This window comes from Sorangium sp. So ce375, from assembly GCF_051473855.1.
Classification (GTDB): Bacteria; Myxococcota_A; Polyangia; order Polyangiales; family Polyangiaceae; genus Sorangium.
Map to the genome: position 1 here is coordinate 11743161 of NZ_CP150335.1, position 25038 is coordinate 11768198.

Below are 25038 nucleotides of genomic sequence, written 5' to 3' on the forward strand. Positions count from 1 at the left end.
TAGGCCGCTCCGCAGCGGGCGCGCAAGCTAATTGATGGAGGTCGTGCCGAAACGCGCGTCGTCGTCAAGCCGCTCGGCCGCTGCCTTGAGCCCGGAGGCGACGCCGCGGAACGCGTCCGCTGGCATGCGAAACGTCACGCCAGGACCGATGAGTGTCACGTGGACGGTGCCACACGTGCACCGGGTGATGCGCGTCGCCTCGTTCGAGGCGAGCTCCGTGTGTGGACCGCATTTCTTGGGCGCCGCCATGGTTGAACCTCTCCCACATCCTAGCAGCACCTGCCCCCGCTCGGCCACGACGCCCCGGCGCCCGACGGAACCATGCCTGCCCGGTGACACGGGCGCCCTGAAAATGTGCAGCCGTGTATATCTTTCATCATCGCTGCGCGATTGCCTGGAGGGATTCATGGCTGCTCGATCGCTGACGCTTGGTTTGCTTCCTCTCGTGCTGGGGGCCGTGGCCTGCGTCGACGGGGGCGGGGGCGAGACGCCCGCGCCGGTCGACGAGTCGCTGCTCGATGTGCCGCCCGCGGGCCAGGGCTTCCAGATGCAGACCGAGGAGACCGAGGTGCCGCCGGGGGTCGAGCAGCAGGACTGCTACTTCTTCAAGGTCAGCGAGCTCGCCGCGTCGAACGGGCTGGACCCGAGCGCGCCCGTGAACCTCCACCGCGTGCAGATCGCGCAGCGCGACGGCTCACACCACATGAACATCTTCCGCGTGAAGACCGTGAAGGGGCTGGGGCCGGAGGGCGGGCGCATCCAGAAGAACCAGAACGGGGTGGGGGAGTGCTTCAAGAGCCCCAACTGGGCCGACTGGCCGCTCATCGCCAACTCCCAGCAGAACGGCCACCTCGACTGGGAGTTCCCCGAGGGTGTCGCGAACGTCCTCGCGCCCGACGAGTGGCTGATGCTGCAGACGCACTACGTCAATGCGGCGTCGCAGAAGACCCCCACGGCGGTCGGCCGCGTCCGGGTGAACTTCTGGGCGCTGCCCGACGCCGAGGTCAAGGCCGAGATGGGCACTGTCTTCGCGACAAAGCAGTCCATCCGTGTCTGTCAGTCGAACCCGCGGCCCACGTTCGAGGGCTCGTGCCAGATCAACAGCCCCTCGCCCGTGAAGATCATCGGCGCCAACGGCCATTTCCACAGCCGAGGCACGCGGTTCGACATGTACGCATGGGACGGCAAGACCATCGGCACGCCTCCGGCCTCGGATCGCTTCTACACATCGAGCGCGTGGGACGATCCGCCGATGCTCATCGCGCCGGAGCTCGACAGGGAGCTCCCGATGAACGGCGGCGTCTGGTACGGGTGCACCTATGAGTGGCAGCCGCCGGACCCGTCCGTGGGGTGCAGCGGCCTCGACGAGTACGACGTGACAAAGAACGGGACCGCCGACGAAGCGCTCGATTGCTGCTACACGTTCGGGCCGATCGTCGAGAAGAACGAGCACTGCAACATCTTCGTCTATTACTATCCGAAGCAGACCGACGTGTTCTGCAACTGAGCCCCTCCACAGCGGCGCTCCAGGTGGATGCTCGCCGGATGCGTGCGTGGCCGACGTCGGCGGCGCGACGGCAGGGCCTCTCCAGGCTGGTCTTCTATCCCATGCGCACCCGCTTTCACTCCATTGCCGTGGCGGCGCTCGGCGCGGTCGCCCTCGCCGGCTGCCCCGACGATCCTGTGAGTCCGCCCGAAGAGGAGCCGCCGGCGTGGCGCGTGCTGCTCGACGAGGGCGATCTCGATCGCGCGGTCCTGTCGATCTGGGGGACGGCGCCCGACGACGTGTTCGCCGTGGGGGGGCCGCTCGGCAACACGGGGCTCGCGACGCTCGCGCTGCACTACGACGGGGCGACGTGGCGCGAGCTCCCGGCGGGCGGGGACGAGACCTTCTGGTGGGTGGCCGGCTCCGGTCCGAACGACGTCTGGATGGTCGGCGAGCGCGGCCGCGCCGCGCGGTGGGACGGCGCGACGTTCACGGAGCACAAGACGGGGACGGACGCGACGCTGTGGGGCGTGATCGCGTTCTCTCCCGACGACGCCTGGGCCGTCGGCGGCATGCCCGGCAGCGGCGCGGACGCACAGAAGGATATCGTCCTCCGCTGGGACGGCAGCGCGTGGTCGCCAGAGCCGCTGCCGGTGGCGACCGGCCGGGCGCTCTACAAGGTATGGGGACAATCGTCCGACGACCTCTACGTCGTCGGCGAGTTCGGCGTGATCTGGCACCGCTCGGGCACGACCTGGGAATTGCAGTCCGATCCGCCGCTCGCGCAGGGCACCCTCTTCACGACCGCCGGCTGCAGCCGTGAAGAGGTGTACGCGGTCGGCGGGAGAGACGTGCTCCGCTCGGACGGCGCGGCGTGGCGCCGGCTCGAGATAGAGCTCACCAACGACGTGAACGGCGTCGCCTGCGGTCGCCCGGGGGAGGTCGCGATCGTCGGGTATGGAGGTCTGAAGCAGCGCCTCGTCGACGGGGCCTGGATCGATGAGTTCACCGACGAGCCCTACGCCGATCTCCACGCCGTGTGGGCCGACGGGGAAGGGGCCTTCTGGGCCGTCGGCGGGGACTTCCTTAGCCAGCCGACCCCGGGCAGAGCTCGCAAGGGCGTGGTGGCGCGCTACGGAACGGGGCAAATCGCCGACACTGTGAGCCGCTGATCACCACGTCGCAGATATCCGCACCTGTGCGGACATGCGCTCAGTGTGGCATGGCGCAACATGAGACCGTGAACTTAGCGATACGCCATGGCCGAGCAGGCACGACCGGCGAGACTTTTTTCTTGGGAAATGCTTCAAAGGGTGGCGCTGGTCGTCCGATTGCAACACCTGCGGAGACCACACGCGGATACCGCGCTCTGAACCCAGGAGAATTGGCATGCGACGGACCATTGCTCAGCTTTTTGTGAGTGCGTTTACTTTTGCGATCCCTCTGGCCATCACCTCGTCCGCGTGGGCGGCGCCCGGCCCGGAGGCATGTGGAAACATCCAGCTCGCGGCGAGCGCAAACTGCGAGTTCAGAACCTCGGGCGGCTGCACTGCGAGCTGCGAGCCGGTCAGCCTGACTGCGGCGTGCGCCGGGCGGTGCGAGGGCTCGTGCAACGCCAGCGCGAGCGCCGACTGCAACGTCGATTGCTCCGGGGAATGCACTGCGAAGTGCGACGTCGATCCCGGGAGCTTCGACTGCAGGGCGAGCTGCTCGGGGAGCTGCAAGGCGGACTGCAGCGCCAAGTGTTCGGCGAGCGCCAACTCCAGCGGCTCGCAGGCCGAGTGCGAGGGGGCCTGCAAGGCGAGCTGCGACGGCGAGTGCAGCGCCAGCTGCGAGGGGACGCCGCCGAGCGCAGATTGCCAGGCAAAATGCGACGCGAGCTGCCAAGGGGAGTGCAAGGCCGAGGCGAACTTCGACTGCGATATCGACTGCAATGCGAACTGCACGGTCGAGCTCCAGGGCGGGTGTGAAGCGAAGTGCACGGAGCCGGAAGGCGCCCTGTTCTGCAACGATCAGTATGTCGATGTCGCCGGGAGCCTGCAGGACTGCCTGGACTACCTGAGCTCGCTCGAGATCCAGGTGGACGCTCACGCCGAGGCCGAGGCCAGCGTCTCCTGCGCCGCCGCGCCGGGGTCCTCCTCCGCGCCGTTCGCGGGCACCGGGCTCGCGGCGCTCGCCGCCGGCGTGGGCGTGGCCGCCGCGCGCCGCCGCAAGCGCTCCTGAGCCGGAGCCCGGTGTTGCTGACGGCCCGCGCTGGAGGCGCCTCCGGGCGGCTCCAGCGCGCGCCGCAGCGCACCCTCGCACCCTGAACCACGTCCCCGGGCCGGGTCGCCCTGCGCGGCCCGGCCCGGCTCTTTCCGGCACCGTAGTAGATTCGCGCCCACCCTGATGACCCTGCTCCGTCGTTCGAGGCTGCGCTGGGCGCTCGCCCTCGCGCTGCTCGCGGGCTGCGAGACCCGCACGCCGCCCGCACCGCACCCGGAGGCGCCCGCGACCTCGGGCGCGCCGGCCGTCGCCAGCGCGAGCGCCGCGCCGCAGGCCGCGAGCGCCGCCGCGGCTCCCGCGAGCGCCGCGGCGCCGGAGCCGCTGCCGCCGGAGCCGCCGATCGCGCTCGCCTCGGGCGGCCCGCGGGCGGTGCGCGGGGACGCCGGGCTCGTGACCTCGGTCGAGGAGCACGCGACGCACGCCGGCGCCGACGTGCTGCGGCACGGCGGCAACGCGGTCGACGCCGCGGTCGCCGTGGCGTTCGCGCTGGCGGTGACCCACCCGAGCGCGGGCAACATCGGCGGCGGCGGCTTCATGCTGGTGCGCCTCGCGAACGGCGAGACGCAGGCGATCGACTTCCGCGAGGCCGCGCCGGCGTCGGTGACCACCGAGTCGAACATGGCGATGGTGCGCGCCGGCGCGCACGGCTATGCGTCCGCCGGCGTCCCGGGCTCGGTCGCCGGCCTCGCCCTGGCGCACCAGCGGTTCGGCGCCCGCCCGCTCGCCGAGCTCCTGGCCCCGGCGATCTCCCTCGCGCGCAAGGGGCACCGCCTCGGCGCGCGGCAGGCGCTGACGCTGCGCTGGGCGTGGCCGCGGCTGAAGGCCGATCGGGCCGCGAGCGCCATCTGGGGGCGGGGCAAGGGGCCGGTCGCTCAGGGCGAGCTGGTGCGCCAGCTCGACCTCGCCCGCACCCTGGAGACGCTCGCCGCGGAGGGGCCGCGCGCGTTCTACGAGGGCGCGATCGCCCGGAAGATCGCCGGCGCGATGCGCGAGCGCGGCGGCCACATCAGGGAGGCCGACCTCGCCGCCTACCAGGCGAAGTGGCGCGCGCCCCTCCGGTTCTCGTACCGCGGCTTCACCGTCGACACGATGCCGCCGCCCTCGATGGGCGGCGTCGCCTTCGCGGAGATCATGCTCACGCTCGAGCGGCTCAAGGCGCACGAGGCGCCCGTCGACTCGGCCCTGTCGCTGCACCTGTTCGTCGAGGCGGCGAAGCGAGCGTACGCCGATCGGCGCAAGGTGAGCGCCGATCCCGATTTCGTCGGGCCCGAGACGGCGCCGCTGCTCGCGCAGCTCCTCGACGGGGCCTACCTGATGCGCCGCAGGCCGCCGGTCGACCCCGAGCGGGCCACGCCGGCGGCCGACATCGCGGCGCCCTCGAGCGCCGCCGCGCCGGAGTCCCCGCAGACGACGCACTTCTCGGTGATCGACGCGCAGGGCAACGCGGTCTCGTGCACGACCACCCAGTCGGCGAGCTTCGGCGCGAGCGTCGTGATCCCCGGCACCGGCATCCTGCTCGGCAACGCGATGGGCGCGTTCTCCGAGACGGGCATCAACGCCGTGGCGCCGGGCAAGCGCATGGCGAGCTCGATGACGCCGACCATCGTGAGCCGCGACGACAAGGTCGCGCTCGTCCTCGGATCGCCCGGCGGCGACACGATCCCGAACACCGTGGCGCAGGTCCTCCGCAACCTGGTCGACCACGGGATGACGATCGACGAAGCGGTCCGCCACGCGCGCATCCATCACCAGTGGATGCCGGATCGCGTGCGCGTCGAGCGGCTGACGCCTCCGCCGCAGGCCGCCCTCGACGACCTCGCGCGGCGAGGGCACGTCCTCGTGCTCGACCCGATGCCGATCGGCGACGCGAACAACCTCCTCGTCGACGCCGCCGGCGTCGCGTGGGGCTACGCGGACACGCGCGAAGGGGGCAAGGCCGAGGGCGTCAGCGCGCCCGGCGAGCTCGGCCCGGCGGCGCAGGCCGGCGCGCAGCCCCCCAGCGCGCAGCGACGGTGATCCGCGCGCGGGCGACGTCGAGCGCGCGGCGGGCCGCCGCGCGCCTCCGCCTCATCGCAGCCTGGGGTCGTAGTTGGCGGCGTCGGCGTCGTCGTCCTCCTTGGGGCGCACCACGACGACCGGGCACGGCGCGTTCCGCGCGATCCGATCGGCGGTCGAGCCGCCGAAGAGCCGCTGCAGCCGCGACTGCGGGTGCGTGGCCACGACGATGAGATCGGCGCTGAGCTCCCGCGCGAGCGAGACGATGGCGCGGTCCGGCCGGCCCGTGCGGAAGTGCATCGCCATGAGCCGGGCCTGGCCATCCGCGAACCGGTGCTGGAGCACGCGCAGCGACGGCGGCGACGACGCGCCCGGCGTCGTCACGTCGCGCACCGCGGGGGCGACCTGCCGCGGGCCGACGACCACGGCGTGGATCTCCGTCTCGCCGCGGAGCGCCGCCAGATCGAAGGCGAAGCGCCACGCCCGCCCGCCCGGCTCGGACAGGTCCATCGCGACCACCACGATGTACGATCTCACCCGGCGACCCGCGCGCGCGCTCGCGCGGGCCGGCTCGCTCACGGGCGCCGGCTCGCGCACGGCGGCCGGCTCGCTCGCGTCGGCGGCCGCGCCGCCGGCGCGCCCCGCGGGCTCGCGGCGCCCAGGCTCGCCCCACGGGACGCGCGGCGCTTGGCCGACACCGCTCGGCTCGCTCGCCCCGGCGGGCAGCGTCTCTGGCCCGGCGTCGCCCGCCGCGTGCGGCGTGCGGGCGAACGGCCTGCCCTGATCGGCGCGCGCGGGCGCCGGTGCTTCGGTTGGCATCGCGCCAACGTTCGCCGCGCGCCGCGCCTCCGCAAGCGCCCCGCCGCGCGCGGCGCGCGCGCCATGCACCGCCGTGCACAGGCGGACGCTCGCGCGGGCGAGCAGCGCGAGCCGGCGCGAACGTCCCAGGGCGCGCGCCCGGACCTCCCGGGACCACTCCATCCTTGACGCACCCTCCAGACCTTCGCAGCGTCCCGCCCATGATCCCCCGCTACACTCCCGCCGAATTCGAAGAGCTCTGGTCGCCCGCCACCCGATTCTCGACCTGGCTCGAGGTAGAGCTCGCCGCCTGCGAGGCGATGGAGGCCGAAGGGCTCGTGCCCGCCGGCATCGCGAAGGGGATCCGGGCGAAGCAGCTCTCGCTCGATCCGGCGCGGATCGATGCGATCGAGCGCACGGTCAAGCACGACGTCATCGCGTTCCTGACCCACGTCGAGGAGCTCGCGGGCGAGGGCGCGCGGTGGCTGCACCGGGGGATGACCTCGAGCGACGTGCTCGACACGAGCCTCGCGTTGCTCCTGGTCCGCGCGGCCGACATGCTCTTGGCGCGGCTCGACAACCTCTGCGGTGCGCTCGCGCGGCGCGCGGACGAGCACCGGCGCACGCCGATGATCGGCAGGAGCCACGGCATCGCCGCGGAGCCGATCACGTTCGGCCTGGCGCTCGCCGGCCACCTCGCGGAGATGAAGCGCGGGAAGGCGCGCCTGCTCGCGGCGCGCCAGGCGATCGCCGTCGGGAAGATCGCGGGCGCCGTTGGCACGTACGCGCACCTGTCGCCGCGCATCGAGGAGCGCGCGCTCGCCGCCCTGGGGCTGCGCCCCGAGACGGTCTCGACACAGGTCGTCGCGCGCGACCGCCACGCCGAGCTGTTCGCCGCGCTCTCGCTCATCGCGGCGGGCATCGAGCGGCTCGCGACCAACGTGCGGCACTGGCAGCGCACCGAGGTCCGCGAGGCGGAGGAGCGCTTCTCCGTGGGGCAGAAGGGCTCGAGCGCGATGCCCCACAAGCGCAACCCCATCCTCAGCGAGAACCTGTGCGGCCTCGCGCGCATCGTGCGCGCGGCCGTGATCCCGGCGCTCGAGAACGTGCCGCTGTGGCACGAGCGCGACATCTCGCACTCGTCGGTCGAGCGGATGATCGCGCCCGACGCGACCTCGACGCTCGGGTTCATGCTCGACCGCGCCGCGGGGCTCGTGGAGGGGCTCGTCGCGTACCCCGAGAAGATGCGCGAGAACCTCGACCGCACGGGCGAGCTCTTCTTCAGCGAGGCGGTGCTCCTGGCGCTCGTCCAGAAGGGCAGGCCGCGGCAGGCGGCTTACGAGCTGGTGCAGCGCTGCGCGATGCGCGCCATCGCGGGCGAGGGCCGCTTCCGCGACAACCTCGCCGCCGACGCCGACGTCGCCGCGCTGCTCGCCCCGGACGAAATCGCGCGCTGCTTCGACCTCGACCACGCGCTCTCGCACGTGGACACGATCATCGATCGCGCGCTCCGCGACTGACCTGCGCCGTTGACCTGCGCGGGCCGCTTTGACAGGCTCGCGCGCGTCATGGCCGCACCCGCCCCCACACCACTCCGCCGCTCGCGCTGGCGCCGTCTCGCGCTGCTCGCGCCGTTCGCGGTCCTCGCCGCCTGCGGCGGGAGCGTCTCGACGCCGCCTCCGCCCCCCGGCACGGCGCTCGCTCCGGCCGCGGCGCCGCCTCAGGCTGCGACGGCGGAGCCCGCGCGGCCGGCGGACGCGCCGCGCGAGCCGTTCACCGCGCTGCGCGATCGGATCTTGCGCGAGTGGGTCGCGGACGAGCCGGCCTTCGCGCGCTCGCGCGGGCTGCACGAGCAAGACGGCAAGGTCGGCGACTACGCCGCCGCGGCGATCGAGCGGCGGCTCGCGCGCCTCGAGCGCGACCGCGCGGCGCTCGCCGCCGTCGACGCCGCGGCGCTCTCCCCGGACGAGGCGCTCGATCGCGCGCTCCTCCTCCAGCAGATCGATCTCAAGATCTTCGGCGGGAGGGACATCGAGGAGTGGCGCCGGCGGCCGCAGTTCTACAGCGACCTGTTCGGCGTGAACCAGTACCTCGATCGCGCGTACGCGCCGCTGCCCGAGCGCGCGCGGCGCCTCCTCGAGCACGAGAAGGCGGCGCTCGTCCAGGTGCCCCGTATCCTCGAGAACCTCGCGAGCCCGATGCCGAAGCCGGTGATCGAGGTCGCCGTGAAGATCTTCCGGGGCTACGCCGAGTACCTGCGCGGCGACGTCGTCAAGCTGCTCAAGGGCGTGGGCGACCCCGCGTTCCAGGCCGATTTCGAGAAGACGAACGCCGCGTTCGCCGCCGCGGCGGCGGAGCTCGCGGAGCACCTCGCGAAGGTCGAGCTGCCGAAGGGCGACGCGAGCCACGTGCTCGGGGAGGCGCGGTACAGGAAGCTCCTTCTCGCGCAGGAGGGGCTCTCGATGCCGCTCGCCGAGTTCAAGAAGATGGGCGAGGACGACCTCGCGGCGAACAAGGCGGCCTACCAGGAGCTCGCCAGGAAGGTGAAGACCTCCCGGCCGAAGGCGGAGCAGCTCCTCGCCGAGGCGACGCGGCTGATGGAATCGGCGCGCAAGTTCATCGTCGACAAGGAGATCGTGAGCCTCCCGTCCGACGAGCGGGCGATCGTGAAGGAGACGCCGCCCTACATGCGCTGGAACGCCGCCTTCCTCGACGCGCCGGGGCCGTTCGATCGGAAGGGGCTCGAGGCGTTCTATTACATCACGAAGCCGGACCCCTCCTGGCCCCGGAAGGAGCAGGAGGAGTACGTGATGCTGCGGGGCACGCTGCTGTCGACGACGGTGCACGAGGTCTACCCGGGGCACTTCGTCCAGGGCCTGTGGGAGAACCGCGCGCCGACGGACACGCAGAAGATGTTCGGGAGCTACTCGTTCGTGGAGGGCTGGGCCCACTACGTCGAGCAGATGATGATCGAGCAAGGGTTCGGCAAGGAGGACCCGCAGAACCGCCTCGGCCAGCTCGCGGACGCGCTGCTGCGCGACTGCAGGGTGGTCGTGTCGCTCGGGGTCCACGCCGAGGGCATGACCCTCGACGAGGCCGAGCGCCGCTTCGTCGACGACTGCTTCCAGGACCGCGCGACGGCGCGGGAGCAGGCGGTGCGCGCGACGTTCGACCCCGGCTACTTCGCCTACACGCTCGGCAAGCTCCAGATCCTGAAGCTCCGCGAGGAGGCGAAGGCGGCCCTGGGCCCGGCGTTCTCGCTGCGTGGCTTCCACGACGCGCTCCTCTCGCACGGCTCGCCGCCGATCTCGCTCATCCGCGAGCGCGTGCTCGCCGAGCTCAAGGCGCCGGCGAGGAAGCTGCCTTAACGAAGATCGCCGGAAGGCTCTAAGGTGCCCAGCGCGTCGGCCGCGACTTCAGCGTGCGCACGTCCATCGCGTCGCACCACGCCTCGAAGCGGTCGCGCGGCACGCCGCGGAAGCGCAGGTCGTCGAGGCCCTCCTCGAGCGGCACGTCGGTCCGGAGCGTCGCCAGCGTCCGGTAGAGCAGCGCGTCCTCCCGCTGCGCTACCAGCGCGCGCCCGATCCGGTCCGCGCCGCGCACCGCCACCGACCACGAGGCCGGGTCGTCCGGGATCCGCTCGAGGTGCCCGTACGCGCCGAGCAGCGCGGCCGCCGTCCGCTCGCCGATGCCCGGGAGGCCAGGGATGCCGTCGGCGTCGTCCCCCGTGAGCGCGAGGAAGTCCGGGATGCTCGCCGGCGAAACGCCCCGCGCGGCGCGCATCGCCGCCTCGTCGATGACCTTCTCCTTCCGGCGGTCGACCTGCACGACCCGATCGCCGGCAAGGCACTGCCCGAAATCCTTGTCCGGGCTGAGGATTCGCACCTGCTCCACCGCGCCCCGGAACCGCGCCGCCGCCGTCGCGAGCGCGTCGTCCGCCTCGAAGGCGTCCATCGACCAGACGACGACCCCGAGCGCGCGCACCGCCTCCTCGACCGGATCGAACTGCCGGCGCAGCTCGGGATCCATCCCCTCGTCGCTTTTGTACCCGGCGAACAGGTCGTTCCTGAACGAGCGGATCGGGTTGTCGAAGGCGACGGCGAGGTGCGTGACCTCCTCGTCCACGCCGTGCAGCAGCGCGAGGAGCGAGGCGGCGACGCCCACGGTCGCCTTCGCGTCCCAGCCGCCGGGCGCGCGGTGCTCGGGCCGCTTGGAGTAGTGCGCGCGGAAGAGCTCGTAGGTGCCGTCGACGAGGTGCAGCCGCAAGGTGGCTCCCCCCGCGGGCTCGCTAGGCCGTCACGTCGGCCATGAAGATCGGCGGGCTGTGCAGGGCCATGATCTCCGGCGTGGGCGGGGCCGACTGCTTCGCCATCCGGAGCGCCTCGTCCATCGTGCGCGCCGTCTCCCAGCCGAGCAGCTGCGGGATGTACTCGTTGTCGGCGCCGACCACGATCATCCGGCCGATGTGCTGCCGCCCCGCCTCGCCCCAGTACCACATGAAGAACGGGTGGGTCGGGTGGTACGCGTGCCCGAAGCGGTACATCTCGATGTACGCGGGGTTCTCCGAGAACTTCTTCTCGTACCGCTTGTGCAGCTCCATCGCGTCCCGCGTCTCCGGCAGGAGCCGGTGCACGAACTCGATGTACGGGGCGTGGTGCTCGTTGTCGAACAGGTCGGTGCAGGGGTGGAGGATGATCATCGTCCCCCCCTTCTTGAGCATCGGCGCGCCGCGGTAGAGGTTGAACATGTAGCCGTTCGCCATCACCTGCACGAGCAGCGGGTTCAGGAACGAGTTCACGTTGTACGGGCTGATGTACGGGATGCCCGTGATCAGGATGTCGGCCTGGCCCGTGACCGGGACGAGGTACTGGTCGAAGCTGCGCTTCAGCGTGTGCTCGTGGACGGCCTCGGTCTCGCCGGCGAACACCCCCGTCACCCCGAACGGCGAGGGGACGCGCTGGAAGATCGCCTGGCGCGCGGGCTGCGGCACCTTGGAGAGCGTGAACCGGAGGGCGCGCAGCGCGCTCTTCTCGCCCGCGCTCAGGTCGTCCTCGTTCTTCGCGAGGAACTCGAGCGGGCGATCGAACATGCGGTTGTTGATCGTCGTCTCGATCGTGAAGACGTTGAGCTTCTTGTTGGCCACACGGCCCATGCGCTCGACGCTCGTGTGCAGCGCGGAGCTCTTCGGGTCCATGTACGAGTAGCAGTCGCGCATCACCCGCGGGTTGTGGTGCGCGCGCAGGCTCCGGTACCCGCACAGGCCGACGGTGACCGACTTGTGCCCGCCGTCCATCGGGACGAGGTTCAGGTTCACGTAGATCACGAGGTCGCTGTCGACCGCGCGCTTGTTGAGCTCGACCTCCTCGCCGAGGTCGGTCGTGCCGACGTGCTTCATGTTGGCGAGGTTCTCGGCGTCGTGGTTGTAGAGCTTCTTCGGCCAGTAGGCGTTGAAGATCCGGTCGCCGACGATGTGGCGGACCTCCCAGTCCTTCATCCGCCGGTGGACGCTCGTCGCGATGATGATCTCCACGTCGTCGACGCCGTAGTCGGCGAGCAGGTCGAGCACGATGGTGAGCACCCGCTCGCGGATGTCGGGGCGCTTCATCGGGGGCAGCGGCAGCGAGATGTCGTCCACCGCGATCGTGACCTTCATCCCCGGGCGGAGCTTCGCGTAGAGCGGCTCCGAGTTGTACGGGTGGTTGATCGCGTAGCGGATCGCGGCGTCGACGTCCTTCAGCGGCTCGAGGGGCGGCTTCGCGTAGAGCACCCGGGTGCCGGTGGGCAGGTCGACCTCGACCAGCTGGTCGCCTGAGAAGAGCACCCGGGGGGCGCTGCGGCTGTCTAGCGTGACGACGCAAGGATGGCTCATGGGACCTTCAGAGCAGGGGGTGCGACGTGTTGGGCTGGGTCGTGGTGGCCTCCCGCCGTCGTCCGGGGGAGGCGGGGGTCATGCGGCGAGATCGAGGATCGGCCAGTGGTACGCCTGCGCGAGCAGCTTGAGCTTGCGGTCCGGGTTCACCGCCGCCGGGTAGCCGACGACCGAGAGCATCGGGACGTCCGAGTAGCTGTCCGAGTAGGCGAAGCACTCGTCGAGGTCGTGCCCGTGCGCGTGGGCGTGCTCGCGGATGAGCCGCGCCTTCTCGGGCCCGGCCACCACGGGGCGCAGGAGCTTGCCCGTCGCGAACCGATCCTTCACCTCGAGGCGGTTCGCGATGATGCCCGTCGCGCCGAGGTGATCGGCGAGCAGCTGCATCAGGAAATCCAGCGCGCCGGAGATGAGGATGACGTCGTGCCCCTTGTCGAGGCTGCACTTCACGAGGTCCCGCGCCTTCGCGTAGATGGCCGGCTTGAGCACCTTCGCGAACGCCTCCTCCGCGAGCGCCACGAGGCGATCCTCGGAGACGCCCTCGAACGAGCTGAAGAGCAGCTCGTTGAAGAGGCGCCGATCCTGGAGCTCCGCCATCGCCATCCACGGCGCCTTCACGAGGGCGCGGCCGAGCTTCGCGAGGCTGTGCATCGGCGTTGGCTGGTTCAGCATGTAGAACACCGTCGGGTGCACGAGGTTGGTCGTGACCAGGGTGCCGTCTACGTCGAAGTAGCTCGCCGGCATGCGGGGCAAATCTCCCTGCATGCCGTTTGAGTCAAGATCGAGCTGCCGCGAACCGCTGTTCGCAGGCGATCATCACGCCGCGAACAGGCCCTTGTAGCGGTCGTCGAGCTCGACGCCGCCGTCTGTGTCTCCCCGGTCCACCGGGTTGATCCCGCAGTACTCGACGCTGGCCAGGTGGCGCCAGCGCCCGGCGCGCTCGGGCTCGTCCGGCAGCACCGGCGTCGTGCAGGGGAAGCAGCCGATGGTGCGGAAGCCCATGGAGTGCAGCGGGTTCTCGAGCGCGTCCTTGTGCTCGGCGAAGTACGCGTCGAGCTCCTCGCCCGTCAGCGACGCGAAGGGGTGGACGCGGAGCGTGTTGTTCGCCGGGTCGAGGCCGAACGGCGCGACCTTGGCGCGGGCGCCGCCCTCGCCCCGGCGCAGCGCCGCGACGAGCGCGTCGTAGCGGCCCCGGATGGCGCTCAGCGGGGCCGATTTGCGGAGGTCGCAGCAGCGCTCCTGGCCCTCCTTCGAGAGGTAGAGCAGCCCTTCGTCGCGCGTCTGCTGCGCGAAGCTGCGCTCGGGCGAGAGCGTGACGACGCGCAGGTTCGGGTGGGTCCGCGCGAGCTCGTCGCGCGTGGCGAGCGTCTCGGCGTGGAGCACGCCGGTGTCGACGAAGACCACGTCGAAGGAGAGCCCGGCGCGGTCGGCCATGTGGCACAGCGCGGTCCCGGCGCGCTGCATGCTGCTCATGATGGCCGCGCGCGGGCCGAAGGACTCGCGGACGAAGCGGAGTAGCTCGACGGGAGACGCGCCCTGGAAGCGTTGGTTCAGCGGTTCGAGGTGTCGCTCGGTGATGCGCATGAGCGATGCATAGCAGAGGCCGTTTCCTTGATCCGGGTTGCCTTCGCCTGAGCTTGCGCCTAACTCCGCTGACGAGGAATGACCAGCGTCCATCAAGCCTCAGAAGCGGGCGGGCTCGGCCAGGACCTGCCGGAGCTGGAGCGCCGGCGCTTCCTGTTCGTGACCGGCAAGGGAGGGGTCGGGAAGACGACGATCTCCGGCGCCCTCGCCCTCGCCTTCGCCGCCCGCGGCAAGCGTGTGCTCGTCGCGATGTGCCACACGAAGGAGCGGCTCTCCGCCATCCTCGGCTCGAAGCCGATCGGCCCGGAGGTCGCCCAGGTCGCCCAGCGCGTGTGGGCGGTGAACATCGCGCCGGACAGGGCCCTCCGGGAGTACGGCGAGATGGTCCTCAAGATGCGCGCCGCGGCCGATCTCGTCTTCGACAACAAGTACACGCGCACCTTCTTCCGCGCGGTGCCCGGGCTGTTCGAGTGGGCGATGCTCGGCAAGGCGTGGTTCCACACGACCGAGCTGCTCCCGGACGGCTCGAACCGCTTCGACGTGGTCCTGCTCGACGCGCCCGCCACGGGGCACGGGGTGGACATGCTGCGGGTGCCGAAGGTGATCCTCGACGTGGCGCCGCCGGGCATCCTGCGCCGGGACGCCGAGGCGGCGTGGGCGATGTTCAGGGATCCGGAGCGGAGCGGGGTCGTCGTCGTGACGCTCCCGGAGGAGATGCCCGCCACGGAGACCGTCGAGCTCGTGGCGGAGGTCCGTGGCGATCTCGGCCTGCCCGTCCACCGGGTGATCATCAACGGCGTGCTGCCGACGCTGTTCTCGCCCGAGGAGCAGCGGGCGCTGCTCGTCGATCCGGCGCACCTCGACATCCAGGCGCCGGCGCGCGCCGCGGACACCGTCGAGAGCGCCTTCGTGGCCGGCGCGCGGCGGGCGATCCGCGAGTCGGTGCAGCGCGAGAGCCTGGCCCGCCTGCGCCGCGCGCTCGACCTGCCCACGGTGATGCTGCCGTTCCTCTTCGACGAGGCCTCGACGGTCGCCGGCACGCGGATGCTGGCCGAGCGGCTCTGAGCGGGGCCGATGCCGGCGTCCATGCTGCGAGCGAGCCCGCTGCTCCGCGACGGACGCGCGCTGCTCGACGCCGATCGCCTCGTCCACGCGGGGGTCGGAGGCCGTCGCGCGAGCTTCGAGCTCGCCTTCACGGCGATGCCGCCCCACACGGGCTTCCTCGTGGTCGCCGGCGTCGAGGCGGCGCTCGAGGCGCTCGCGACGGAAGGAGCGCGCTTCGACGGGGCGGCGGTCGCCGCGGCGCGCGTGGCGTGCGGCCTGAGCGACGCGCTCGAGGAGCGGCTCGCCGGCGCGCCGCTGTCGGTCGACATCGACGCGATGCCCGACGGGACGATCGCGTTCCCGGGCACGCCGGTCGCCTCGGTCGAGGGGCCGTTCATCGAGGCGCTGCTCGTGGGCGCGCTGCTCGTGCCGGCGCTCCGCCGCGGCACGGCCGCGGCGACGCGGGCGGCGCGGCTGCACATCGCCGCGGGCGGCGGCGACGTCGTCGACGGGTCGTCGGCGCTCGCGCCGTTCGCCGAGGAGGCGCTCGCGCTGGCGCGCGCGGCGCACGTGGGCGGCGCGGCGGCGACGACGAGCGCGCTCGCGGCCACGGCGCTCGGCATCCCGTTCCGCTGCGAGGCGGGGATCGACCTCGGCGAGCTCGCGCCGCCGCCGTCGCCGCTCGAGGGCCGCTGGCCCTGGTACGCCGATCGGATGATCGACCTCGGGGGCCACGACGAGGAGGCGCTGCTCCTCGAGGCGAGGCGCGTGGGCACGAGCGCCGGCGGCTGGGTCGCGTCGGGGCTCGCGGAGGCCGCCGAAGGATCGCCGGCGGCGCGCTGCGAGCTCGTGGCGCTCGAGGAGTCGGGCGCGTGGGCGCTCCGCCAGGGCACGAGCGATCGCGGCGAGGTGATCCCGGGGCGCAAGCTGGTGGCGCGCTACTACGACGACGCGGGGCGCGCGGCCTTCGACGTGATCCACCTCGCGCACGAGCGGATGCTGGCGCCGCGCGCGCTCGGGGTCGCGAGGCTCGCGCCGCTCGCGCGCGCGGCGATGCGCGGCGGGCGGGCGCTCGAGTCGCCCGAGCCGCCTGGCGCCGGGCGCGAGCGCTCCATGGCGGGGCGCCAGCAGCTGCCAGACGCGGTGGCACACCTGCGGGGGCCGGCGAGGTATCCGGTGCAGCTCTCGCCGGCGCTGATCGCGCTGCGGGAGCCGGAGCCGCCGGGGGGGCTGCGGTAGCTCGCGGCGGGGGCGGGGGCCTGGCGGTGGCGCCGGAGCAGGGGGGATCGACTCATTCGAGTTGGCCTACTCGATTGGAGAGAGCGCGAGGGAGTCGGGGGCGATGGCTATTGGAACTGCATCCGTGTCAGCCCTCGTTGAACGGGTCTGACAACAGATCACCGAACCTACATCGAGGCTGGCCGCGGCGCAGGATCGGATGGAACACAGCCTGCAACGCCTCGAAGCCAGGCTGCCACACTGTGCCAAGACGGGTTGCTCCAGTGCTGGGGCTCAAAGGTGGATGCATGCGCTTCGCACTTCTCTCGCTCCTGTTCGTGCTCGGCTGTGGTTCCACGATCCGTGATGGTTCGGGGACAGGACCGGATGATGCCGGAGGGTCGCCTGAGGCCGACGGCACCGGCGGCAGCGGCCCGTCCGGGGCCGGGGGCAGCGGGGGCACGGCGCTCGGAGCGGAGGATCATGTCGGCGGTAGCGGCCCATCCGGGGTCGGGGGCGGAGAGGACACGACGGCCGGAGTAGGCGGTGACATCGGCGTGGGGAACGACGGGTGTTTGACGAAGGCGTGCTTCAGCGAGAGCCATATCCTCACGTCGCTGAAGCCCGGCTCCACCTGGACACCCAACGGTGACCCCACCGTGGACTGTCCTCCGCTCTCCGAGCTCCAAGACCCCGAACCTGGTGTTTGCTTCCAGAGCGAGCCGACCGTCGAGGATCCAGGTGACGGGCTGATGTGCTGCTACACAATGAGCGTCTGCTGCCGGTAGCCGTGGACCCCGTGCCCGGACGCTCGCGTTCCACCTCCAGAGTGGTCCGCGTGGTGAGTCACGTTGCGCCAAGCGTCGCCCGCTGGCCGCCGGTCGAGGCCGGACCGCCGCTTACGGCTGCGGTGCGCCCGTGGCCCTGTTGCTCGACGGCGATCAAAGACGGGTAGGCCTATCGCGTGGCCGCCGCGGGGGCGCGAGGAGGGATACCGATGTTCGTGCTGATCTCGATCGATCTGGAGGGGTGCGCGGGGGTGGTGCACGTCGACCAGACGCGCCGGGGCGGCGGCGACTACGAGCGCGCGCGGCGGTGGATGAGTCGCGAGGCGAACGCCGCCGCGATCGGCGCGTTCGAGGCGGGGGCCACGCGGGTGGTCGTCAACGACAGCCACGCGGACATGCGCAATCTGCTGTTCGAGGAGCTGGATCCGCGCGTCGAGGTGATCTCGGGCGCGCTGAAGCCGCTGTCGATGGTCCAGGGCGTCGACGCGGGGCGGCCCGACGCCGCGTTCTTCGTCGGGTACCACGGGGGCGCGGGGCTGCGCGCGAGCGTGCTCGATCACACCTACTACGGCGCGGTGGTGGGCGAGATCCGGCTGCACCCCGCGAACGGCACGGCGGACGATCCCGGGCTGTGGGTCGACGAGGCCGCGATCAACGCGCTCGTCGTGGGGGAGGCGGGGGTGCCCGTCTCGCTGGTCACGGGGGATGAGGCCCTGACGGCGCACGCGCGCGAGAGGTTCCCGGGCGTGACGACGGTGGCCGTGAAAGAGTCGATCACGCGGTACAGCGCGCGGTCGATCCACCCGGACGAGGCGTGCCGGCAGATCCGGGCCGCGGCGAGCGAGGCGCTGCGGGGGCTCGCGCGCGTGAGGCCGTACACGCTGCCGCTGCCGATCGGCGTGACGGTGGCGCTGCTGACGACCGCGTACGCGGACGCGGCGGAGATCGTGCCCGGGGTGATCCGCCTGGACGCGCGCCGCGTGCATTACGTGGCGCCGAGCGCGCGCGAGGTGCTGCGGGCCGTGCTCGCGATCACGAAGATCGCCGGGACGGTGGTGGTCTGAGGAGACGGGGGCCAGGCAGGAGAGCGATGGATCCCCGCGCGCACGATCGCCCTATTCGACTCGACGTCGATCGCCTCTCCATCCCCGGGGTGATCGGCGTCCGCGCTCGGGCGAGCCTCTCGTTCGGAGGCGCGCTCCACGTGGCGCTCGGGCCCGACGCTGGCTTTCCGGAGTTCCAGCAGCTCGACGACTGGAAGTCCGATCTCTCGCTCGTCGACGCGCGCGCCCTGGCGCCCGAGCTGAGGGCTGAGGCCGGGATCCGGCTGCCCGAGGAGCACCTCGCGGAGATCGAGGCGCTCGATCGCGAGATGGCGGAGCTCGATGTCCCACCGGTGAGCGACCCCCGAGAGCTCGACGCCCTCGCCCTGCTGAGACGCGCGCGGCTGCACGCGCTCGACGCCGCCCAGCGCCGCGCGCTAGAGGCCCGCGGGGCGCCGTTCTGGGTCGCGGGGTACACGCGGAACTCGGACACGCTCTGGGCCCACCGGATCGGTGGGTCCGCGCCGTTTCAGGCATCGGTGCTCCGCTTCGATACGGAGCGCCGCGCCGCGGAGGCCGCGGGGGAGCCGCCCGGCTGGATGGGTCGCGTCCGCTTCTTCGATCTCTGCCGGACGCGCTGGGCCGATCGGGCGCTCCGCGCGCTGACCGGAGGGGCGGTGAGCGAGCCAGGGCTGCTCTTCGCGCGGCGATGCGCGGCGAGGTGGGGCTGCGAGGAGATGGTGGAAGACGAGATCGCGCGCGCCGGGCTCGACGCGGCCGCGGCGATGGCGGCCGGAGCAGAGGCGGTGGCGCTCCCCCTGCACGGGCCGGCGCGGCGCGTGCGACTGCGCGCGTTCGAGATGGAGGTGTGGTCGATTCACCCGCTCGACGCGCCGAGTGAAGGGCCGTGGCCGACGCGCCTGATCGAGGTGCCGGCCGAGGACGTTTGGGTGCCGGTGGCGGGCTGAACTCACGTGCCAGCAGCTCAGTCGACGTAATTTTAAGAATGAATCTGGTTGTCTAGATAAATGGGCCCTCAGCCCAGAATCTACTCGCTCGAATCGGGTTAATCGAAGGCAGCATCCAGAGAATCGACTCTAACATCCAGGTGATCACAGCCTGGATCCAGAGAATGGACTCTAACATCCAGGTGATCGCAGCCTGGATCCAGAGAGTCGACTCTAACATCTAGGTGATCTGTGCGCCGGGAGGGCGGCGGTCCGCCGCAGCGGCTCACATGTCGAGCAAGAGCTGCGTCAGGATGTAGTTCGTGACGAGCACGGTGACGCAGCTCTCGACGACCGCGCGCGTGGTCGCGACGCCGACGCCGCGCGCGCCGCCCGAGGCGTAGAAGCCGTGGCGGCACGAGATCGCCGAGAGGATGAAGCCGAAGACGCACGCCTTGATGAGCCCCATGGAGATGTCCTTGGGGAGGGCGAAGTCGCGGATGCTCTGGAAGAACGCGCCCTCGTCGCCGCCGAGCCAGACCACGGCCACGAGGTACGAGCCGCACATGCCGACGCTCGTGTACAGGATGCAGAGGAGCGGGAGCATCACCGTCGCGGCGAAGAGCCGCGGCGAGAGCAGGTACTGCACCGGGCTCACGCCCATCGTCGCGATCGCGTCGATCTGCTCGGTGACGCGCATGTTGCCGAGCTCCGCGGCCATGGCGCTGCCGGCGCGGGCGGTGACCATGATGGCCGAGAAGACCGGCGCGAGCTCGCGGGCGAGCGAGACCGCGACGAGGCCGCCGACGCGGCCCTCGGCGCTGAACGCGCGCAGCGCGTAGGACGTCTGCAGCGTCACGACCATGCCGCTGAAGACGCCGGTCAGGCCGACGATGAAGACCGACTGCGCGCCCATGAAGTCCATCGCCGCGAGGAACTGGGCGGGGCGGTACGGCGGGCGCACGAGCCAGACGATCGTCTGGAAGGTGAGCGTGACGATGTTGCCGATGTTGTCGAGGAACGCGAGGACCGGCTCCAGCGCCCTGTTGAGCAGCTGGCCGCGGCTGGTCTCAGCGCCTTCCTTCACCGTCACCGTGCACCGTGCGCTCTTGTACCACGCAACGCCGCCGCGCACGGGGCCGGGCTCGCGACGACCCCGCGCGCCCGCTCGCCCGCGCTGCGACGTGCGCTTCGCGCCGGCGCGCGTCCAGGCCGGCGGTCGAGCCCGCCAGAGAGCGCAGCGGTCCCCGCGCGTCGTCGCCTGCCCACGGCCGCTCGACGCCGGTCACGCAGCGCCGGGCCCGGCTCCCCGCGATCCCCCGGAGCCGCTCCGCAGCTCGTCACCCAGCGCCGCGAGCACCTCGCCGCTCCGCGCGCCAGTCGCCTCGATCTCGGCGGCGCGGCCCGGCGCGGCCGGATCCTCCGGCGCGGCGAGGCGGATCAGGAGCGCGTCGCCGCCGAGGGCGTCCACGAACGGCTCGCCCCACTCGACCAAGACGAGCGCGCCCTCGGCGCGGCGCTCGCGCAGCCCGAGCTGGGCGAGCTCCGCGGCCGCGTCGCCGCGCGCGCCCTCCCCAGAGGACGCGCCGCCGAGGCGGTAGGCGTCGGCGTGCGCGATCGGGAACCGGCCCTCGTGCTCGTGGACCAGCGTGAACGTCGGGCTGGTGATCGGGAGGTCCGGCGGGACGCCGAGCGCCCGGCAGAGGGCGCGGGCGAAGAACGTCTTCCCGGCGCCCAGATCACCGGCGAGGACGACGAGATCCCCGCCCGCGAGGCGCTCGGCCAGCCCGCGCGCGAGGCGGATGGTGCTGCGGCGGCTCGGCAGCTCGACGCGCATACGTCAGAACCGCGCCCCGGCGCCGAGCGTCGCGCCGAGCAGGAACAGGGAGCCGTCCCCCGTGGGAACCCACCGGAGGTTGCCGAGCTCCGCCTCGAGCTGCACCGAGGGGCTCAGCGCCAGCACGACGTCGAGCGACGCCCCGAGCACGGGGTAGACGTCGAGATCGCTGCGGTACGTCGCGAGGTCGGGGCCCACGACGCCGGCGCTGGACCGGAAGAACGCGCCCGCGTGGAGCGCCGGGCCGAGGTGGAGCGGGAACGCGCGCCACGCGCCGTCGTGCGGCGTCAGGCTGGGCGTCAGCAACAGGCGTGCGCCGGCCTCGATCCAGCCGGCGAACGGGCCGGCCAGGTTGCCGCCGCCGCCGGCGAACAGCTCGAGCCCGCGGTCGCCGGGCGCGTAGGCGAGGCGCGCCTCCCCGACCAGCGAGGCCGCGCTGCCGCTCGCGCCCGGAAGGCGCGCCGCCGCGACGGCCAGCCCGAGCGACGCGGACACGGCGACCCGGCGCCCGCCCGAGTACGCGGGCCACACGCGCTCCGGCCCGAGGGGGTACGCCATCAGCACCTCCTTCGCCGGCGGCGCGGGCGGCGGCGCGGGCACCGGGGGCAGCACGATCGCCCCTCCCTCGGATGGGGGCGCGGCAGGAGGCGGGGGCGCTGAGCGCGCGGCGCGCTCCCAGGGGAGCTCGCCGACGCCGATGCCCTCCGGGCGGAGGAGCACCGCCAGCATCTCCTGCGTCTGGCGGGCTCCCTTGTCCCTGTCGATCTCCCTGGCGACCGACTCGACCCGGCCCGTCGAGGCGAGATACGCGGTGAGCTCGATCCGGGTCGTGGTGACCGCAGGCTCGACGGTGCCGGTCAGGACCCAGTCCGCCCCCGTCCGCGCGCTCACGGCGCGGTACTCGTCCGCGCTGTCGGCGACGCCATCGGGGACGTCCTTGAGCGCGGCCGCGACCGCGCTGTCCGGCGCCGTTGTGTGGCCGAGCGCGGCGAGCCCGCGCGCGACCTCGGCCTGGGCGGCGCTCCGGGCGGCCTCGTCGGTGCCCCCGCGCGCGGGTAGGAGCGCCACCCGATCGGCGAGCGCGGCCGGGGCGATCGCCAGCAGCGCGGCGGCGGCGGCACAGGAGAGGGCTCGGCGGATCATGCGGCGCCATGCTACGCCGGCCGGCAGGTCGGAGCAGCCCCACGGCGACGCGCGGGCACGGTCTCCACGCTCTGGCTCGCGCATCGTCCCCTGCGCCGAGCGGTCGCCGGCCAGGCGATCGGTCCCGCTCATCGCGCTTTCGCCCCGCTCATCGCGCCATCGCCCCGCTCATCGCGCCTTACCGATCTCGCGGTAGCCGATCACCCGCGGCAGCACGCGCTGTCCGCCGAAGCCGGCCGTCGACGTCGTCCAGAGCTCCGCCTTCGCGCTGCTCATGGCGCTCGCCGCGGCGAGGCGCCGGGCCTTCACCTCCGCCGGATCCTCGGTGCCCGTCTTCGGCAGCCGCTGCACGCCGGCCCACGCGAGCACGCCGGCGTCGCGCCCGAGCGCCGCCCAGAAGCTCGGCGGCGACGGATGGGTGGCGAGCCACGCCGCGAGCGCGGCCCCCGCGCCCGAGGGAAGCGGCGCCCTCGGATCGCCCGCGCCCGTCGACGGCTGCGCGCCGGACGGCGCCGCGAGGAGCGGGAACAGCCCCGCCGTCGCGACGAGCGATCCCGGCGGCGGCGCGATCTCCGCCTCGAAGGCGAGCGCGATCGTCACCGAGCGGGGAGCTGCGCGGGCCGCCTGCTCCGCGCAGCGCGCGTCGCCGGCGAGGACCACCCCGCGGATGGCTGGCGGCCGGAGGGCGCGCGGATCGAGGGCTCCGTCGCAGGGGAGCGCGAGCGCGATGCCGTGCTCGGCCAGCGGTGTGGCGAGCGCGCCCGCGGCGTCGCCGCCCACGAGCGCCACCGGCTTCGCGCCCCGCTCCGCGAGCGCGGCGGCGAGCACCTCGATGCTCCTCGCGGGCTCCTCGCCCACCACGAAGACGAACGCGCCGTCCAGCGCCGCCGGCTCCGGCGGGTGGACGAGCAGCACCGGGATCGCGTGCGTCCGCGCGAACTTCGCCGCCGCGGTCGCCTGCTCCCGATCGGAGCCCGCGATGAGCACCGCCGCGCCCTCGGCGGTGAGGCTGCTCAGCGCCTCGTCCACGCTGCCCTCGCCGCCGTCGTCGCGGCTCACGAGCCGCGCGTCCGACCCCGGCCGGAGCAGGCCGAGCCCGTGCGCCACGCCCGCGGCGATCTCGACGCCCCGGCGTCGAGACGCGGGCGTGCGCGTCGACAGCAGCAGGCCGACCGTCGGCGGCTCGACGCGCGCGGCGCCCGCGCCGGCCGCGAGCTCGAAGATCGCGTCGCGCTGGGTGCCGAGCGACGCGTCGGCCCGATCGAGCAGCTCCTTCGCGAGCGCCACGTCGCGGCGCTCGCGGGCGACGATCGCGAGCCGCTCGGCGACCAGCGAGCGCAGATCGATCTCCGGGCTCACGACCTCGCTCGTCGCCCGCCCGGCGCGCAGCGCCCGGACGAGGTGATCGATCGGCACCTCGCGCAGCTCCGCCCCGATCTGCGCCCGGACGGAGGCGCGCCGATCGTCGTCGACCTCGCGCAGCCAGACGCTCATCAGCTCGAGCGCCTGCGTCCACGCGCCCGCCTCCATCGCGGCGGCGGTGACCTCCTCGTTGAGGAGCGAGCGCACGTACGCGTCGATCATCTTGCTGACGAGCGGGCGCAGCACGCCGAAGGCAGGCCGCGGCTTGCCTGCGCGCCGGAGCGCCGCGCCGCGGACCACGCGCGCGAGATCTCCGGTCGCGCTCCGCCCCAGCGCCTCGATCTCGGCCGCGAGCGCCTCGGCGCGGCGGAGATCCCCTCGCTCGAGCGCGATCCACGCGAGGTGGACGCTCGCGACGCGCGCGAGGTCGTCGGAGGCGTGGCGCTCCCGGAAGGCGAGGAGCTCCGGCTCGAGCGCGATGCGCTCCGCGCGCGCGCCGTTCGCGAAGCGCGAGAGGAGGGGGCGCAGCTCGGCCTGGGCCGCCGGCGACCCGGCGAGCAGCGGGCTCACCGGCTCTCCGCCGTCCTGCGCGCCGCAGCCGGCGCCGGCGGTGGCCGCGGCCACCGCGAGCAGGCCCGCGGCCGCGATCGCGGCCGCGCGGGCGAGGAGCGGCCGCCGCCGCCGGACGGCGCGGGGGCGCGGGTGAGCCGCGGCGCCGTCGAGCGACGCGCCAAAGGCAGCGGAAAACCGGCCGGAACCGTTGACTTCGTTCACCTTGACGTCACCCGGGGCATCCCATACACCCGCCGCGCCCGCCTTCCATCGAGGTCAGTGTGTCCGAGGCAACCCCCGCGAGATCGCTCTTTCACCAGAGCCGCCGGTCCTTTCTCCTGCGCAAGCTGCATTCTCTCACCGGCGCCCTCCCCGTGGGCGGTTTCCTGCTCTTCCACTTCTGGACGAACGCGAAGGCGCTCCAGGGGCAGGAGCGGTTCGACGCGGCCGTCGCGGAGATCTCGCACATGCCGTACCTGCCCGTGCTCGAGATCGGGCTCGTCGTGCTGCCGCTCGCGTTCCACGCCCTCTACGGGGTCAAGCTGGTGCTCGAGGGCAAGCCGAACGTCGGCAGCTACACGTTCTCGCGCAACTGGATGTACACGCTGCAGCGGGTCACCGGGGTGCTCGCCTTCGCGTTCATCGGGTTCCACCTCTGGGCGTACTGGGCGCAGAAGTGGCTGGGCCGGATGTCGCCCGACGAGTTCTACCCGCGGCTCTGCGCCGACATGGCGTCGACCGTGGGCGGCGTCCCGGTGATCGCGCTCGTCTACCTCTTCGGCATCGCGGCGAGCGTGTTCCACTTCGCCAACGGCCTCTGGGGCTTCTGCTTCTCGTGGGGGGTCACCGTGTCGCGCCGGGCGCAGCGGATGGCCGCGGTGGTCTTCGGCGCCGTGGGCCTCGTAGCCTTCCTGTTCGGCGCCAACACGGTGATCTATTTCGCGACCGGCGCGCCGTTCCCCGGGACGCCGGGCCCGTCCGCGGAGGGCGGCCGCACCTGCGCGGACATCGCGTCGTCCTCGACCGGAGGCACGACCGGCGCGTCTGTCGGCGCCGGCGCGGCCGCGCAGGCCTCGCACTGACCATATCGGCCGCGCCCTTCGGGGGAGC

At 72.8% G+C, this 25038-nt stretch carries 22 protein-coding genes; 12 read left to right on the forward strand and 10 right to left on the reverse strand.

The features are described 5' to 3' along the window. Positions 1 to 27: 27 nt before the first annotated feature. Positions 28 to 249: a hypothetical protein gene (locus WME90_RS43645; RefSeq protein ID WP_437278012.1), complete on the reverse strand. Its 222-nt coding sequence runs from the start codon at positions 247 to 249 to the stop codon at positions 28 to 30. 157 nt (positions 250 to 406) lie between these two features. Between WME90_RS43645 and WME90_RS43650 the strand changes: the two genes are divergently transcribed. The 4 genes from WME90_RS43650 to ggt all read left to right on the forward strand — a co-directional run bounded on the left by WME90_RS43650 (position 407) and on the right by ggt (position 5767). Continuing rightward, positions 407 to 1507: a hypothetical protein gene (locus WME90_RS43650; RefSeq protein ID WP_437278013.1), complete on the forward strand. Its 1101-nt coding sequence runs from the start codon at positions 407 to 409 to the stop codon at positions 1505 to 1507. A gap of 38 nt (positions 1508 to 1545) precedes the next feature. Then, positions 1546 to 2658, forward strand: coding sequence for a WD40/YVTN/BNR-like repeat-containing protein (locus WME90_RS43655; RefSeq protein WP_437278014.1), 1113 nt, complete (start codon positions 1546 to 1548; stop codon positions 2656 to 2658). A gap of 244 nt (positions 2659 to 2902) precedes the next feature. Further along, on the forward strand, positions 2903 to 3709 hold the full coding sequence (locus WME90_RS43660) for a hypothetical protein (RefSeq protein ID WP_437278015.1): 807 nt from the start codon (positions 2903 to 2905) through the stop codon (positions 3707 to 3709). A gap of 165 nt (positions 3710 to 3874) precedes the next feature. After that, positions 3875 to 5767, forward strand: coding sequence for a gamma-glutamyltransferase (gene ggt, locus WME90_RS43665; RefSeq protein ID WP_437278016.1), 1893 nt, complete (start codon positions 3875 to 3877; stop codon positions 5765 to 5767). A 51-nt stretch (positions 5768 to 5818) separates the two neighbouring features. Here ggt and WME90_RS43670 read toward each other — a convergent pair whose 3' ends face one another. Continuing rightward, positions 5819 to 6565, reverse strand: coding sequence for a universal stress protein (locus tag WME90_RS43670; RefSeq protein ID WP_437278017.1), 747 nt, complete (start codon positions 6563 to 6565; stop codon positions 5819 to 5821). Positions 6566 to 6765: 200 nt separating this feature from the next. On the opposite strand from WME90_RS43670, the gene purB reads away from it, so the two are divergent. Further along, a complete protein-coding gene (purB, locus tag WME90_RS43675; RefSeq protein ID WP_437278018.1) occupies positions 6766 to 8064 on the forward strand; it encodes an adenylosuccinate lyase in 1299 nt (432 codons plus the stop codon). A 48-nt stretch (positions 8065 to 8112) separates the two neighbouring features. Then, entirely contained in the window at positions 8113 to 9912 is a 1800-nt protein-coding gene (locus WME90_RS43680) for a DUF885 domain-containing protein (protein ID WP_437278019.1), read from the forward strand. Between the two features lie 19 nt (positions 9913 to 9931). Here the strand turns inward: WME90_RS43680 and WME90_RS43685 are convergent, their stop codons facing one another. The 4 genes from WME90_RS43685 to WME90_RS43700 form a co-directional block, all read right to left on the reverse strand. Continuing rightward, positions 9932 to 10810: a 5'-3' exonuclease gene (locus tag WME90_RS43685; protein WP_437278020.1), complete on the reverse strand. Its 879-nt coding sequence runs from the start codon at positions 10808 to 10810 to the stop codon at positions 9932 to 9934. A gap of 22 nt (positions 10811 to 10832) precedes the next feature. Then, a complete protein-coding gene (locus WME90_RS43690; protein ID WP_437278021.1) occupies positions 10833 to 12413 on the reverse strand; it encodes a lactate racemase domain-containing protein in 1581 nt (526 codons plus the stop codon). A gap of 78 nt (positions 12414 to 12491) precedes the next feature. Next, complete coding sequence (locus WME90_RS43695) at positions 12492 to 13175, reverse strand: HAD family hydrolase (protein ID WP_437278022.1); 684 nt, start codon at positions 13173 to 13175, stop codon at positions 12492 to 12494. A 51-nt stretch (positions 13176 to 13226) separates the two neighbouring features. Then, positions 13227 to 13994: a phosphoadenylyl-sulfate reductase gene (locus tag WME90_RS43700; RefSeq protein ID WP_437278023.1), complete on the reverse strand. Its 768-nt coding sequence runs from the start codon at positions 13992 to 13994 to the stop codon at positions 13227 to 13229. Positions 13995 to 14072: 78 nt separating this feature from the next. Between WME90_RS43700 and WME90_RS43705 the strand changes: the two genes are divergently transcribed. From WME90_RS43705 to WME90_RS43725, 5 genes are all read left to right on the forward strand, one after another. Next, positions 14073 to 15059, forward strand: coding sequence for an ArsA family ATPase (locus tag WME90_RS43705; protein WP_437278024.1), 987 nt, complete (start codon positions 14073 to 14075; stop codon positions 15057 to 15059). Between the two features lie 21 nt (positions 15060 to 15080). After that, positions 15081 to 16277 (forward strand): hypothetical protein, encoded by a 1197-nt coding sequence (locus WME90_RS43710; RefSeq protein WP_437278025.1) that lies wholly within the window; start codon positions 15081 to 15083, stop codon positions 16275 to 16277. Positions 16278 to 16564: 287 nt separating this feature from the next. Then, positions 16565 to 17044, forward strand: a complete 480-nt coding sequence (locus tag WME90_RS43715; RefSeq protein WP_437278026.1) for a hypothetical protein — start codon at positions 16565 to 16567, stop codon at positions 17042 to 17044. Between the two features lie 209 nt (positions 17045 to 17253). Next, complete coding sequence (locus WME90_RS43720; protein ID WP_437278027.1) at positions 17254 to 18108, forward strand: M55 family metallopeptidase; 855 nt, start codon at positions 17254 to 17256, stop codon at positions 18106 to 18108. A gap of 26 nt (positions 18109 to 18134) precedes the next feature. Next, positions 18135 to 19055 carry a hypothetical protein gene (locus tag WME90_RS43725; RefSeq protein ID WP_437278028.1) on the forward strand — a complete coding sequence of 307 codons (921 nt, stop codon included), beginning with the start codon at positions 18135 to 18137 and terminating at the stop codon, positions 19053 to 19055. A 265-nt stretch (positions 19056 to 19320) separates the two neighbouring features. On the opposite strand, the gene WME90_RS43730 is transcribed toward WME90_RS43725, so the two are convergent. The 4 genes from WME90_RS43730 to WME90_RS43745 form a co-directional block, all read right to left on the reverse strand. Further along, on the reverse strand, positions 19321 to 20121 hold the full coding sequence (locus WME90_RS43730; protein ID WP_437278029.1) for an MlaE family ABC transporter permease: 801 nt from the start codon (positions 20119 to 20121) through the stop codon (positions 19321 to 19323). A gap of 198 nt (positions 20122 to 20319) precedes the next feature. Further along, complete coding sequence (gene tsaE / locus WME90_RS43735) at positions 20320 to 20871, reverse strand: tRNA (adenosine(37)-N6)-threonylcarbamoyltransferase complex ATPase subunit type 1 TsaE (RefSeq protein WP_437278030.1); 552 nt, start codon at positions 20869 to 20871, stop codon at positions 20320 to 20322. A 3-nt stretch (positions 20872 to 20874) separates the two neighbouring features. Continuing rightward, on the reverse strand, positions 20875 to 22014 hold the full coding sequence (locus WME90_RS43740) for a hypothetical protein (protein ID WP_437278031.1): 1140 nt from the start codon (positions 22012 to 22014) through the stop codon (positions 20875 to 20877). A gap of 168 nt (positions 22015 to 22182) precedes the next feature. Further along, positions 22183 to 24150, reverse strand: a complete 1968-nt coding sequence (locus WME90_RS43745) for a hypothetical protein (RefSeq protein WP_437278032.1) — start codon at positions 24148 to 24150, stop codon at positions 22183 to 22185. A gap of 59 nt (positions 24151 to 24209) precedes the next feature. On the opposite strand from WME90_RS43745, the gene WME90_RS43750 reads away from it, so the two are divergent. Beyond that, a complete protein-coding gene (locus WME90_RS43750) occupies positions 24210 to 25010 on the forward strand; it encodes a succinate dehydrogenase (protein ID WP_437278033.1) in 801 nt (266 codons plus the stop codon). Positions 25011 to 25038 lie beyond the last annotated feature (28 nt).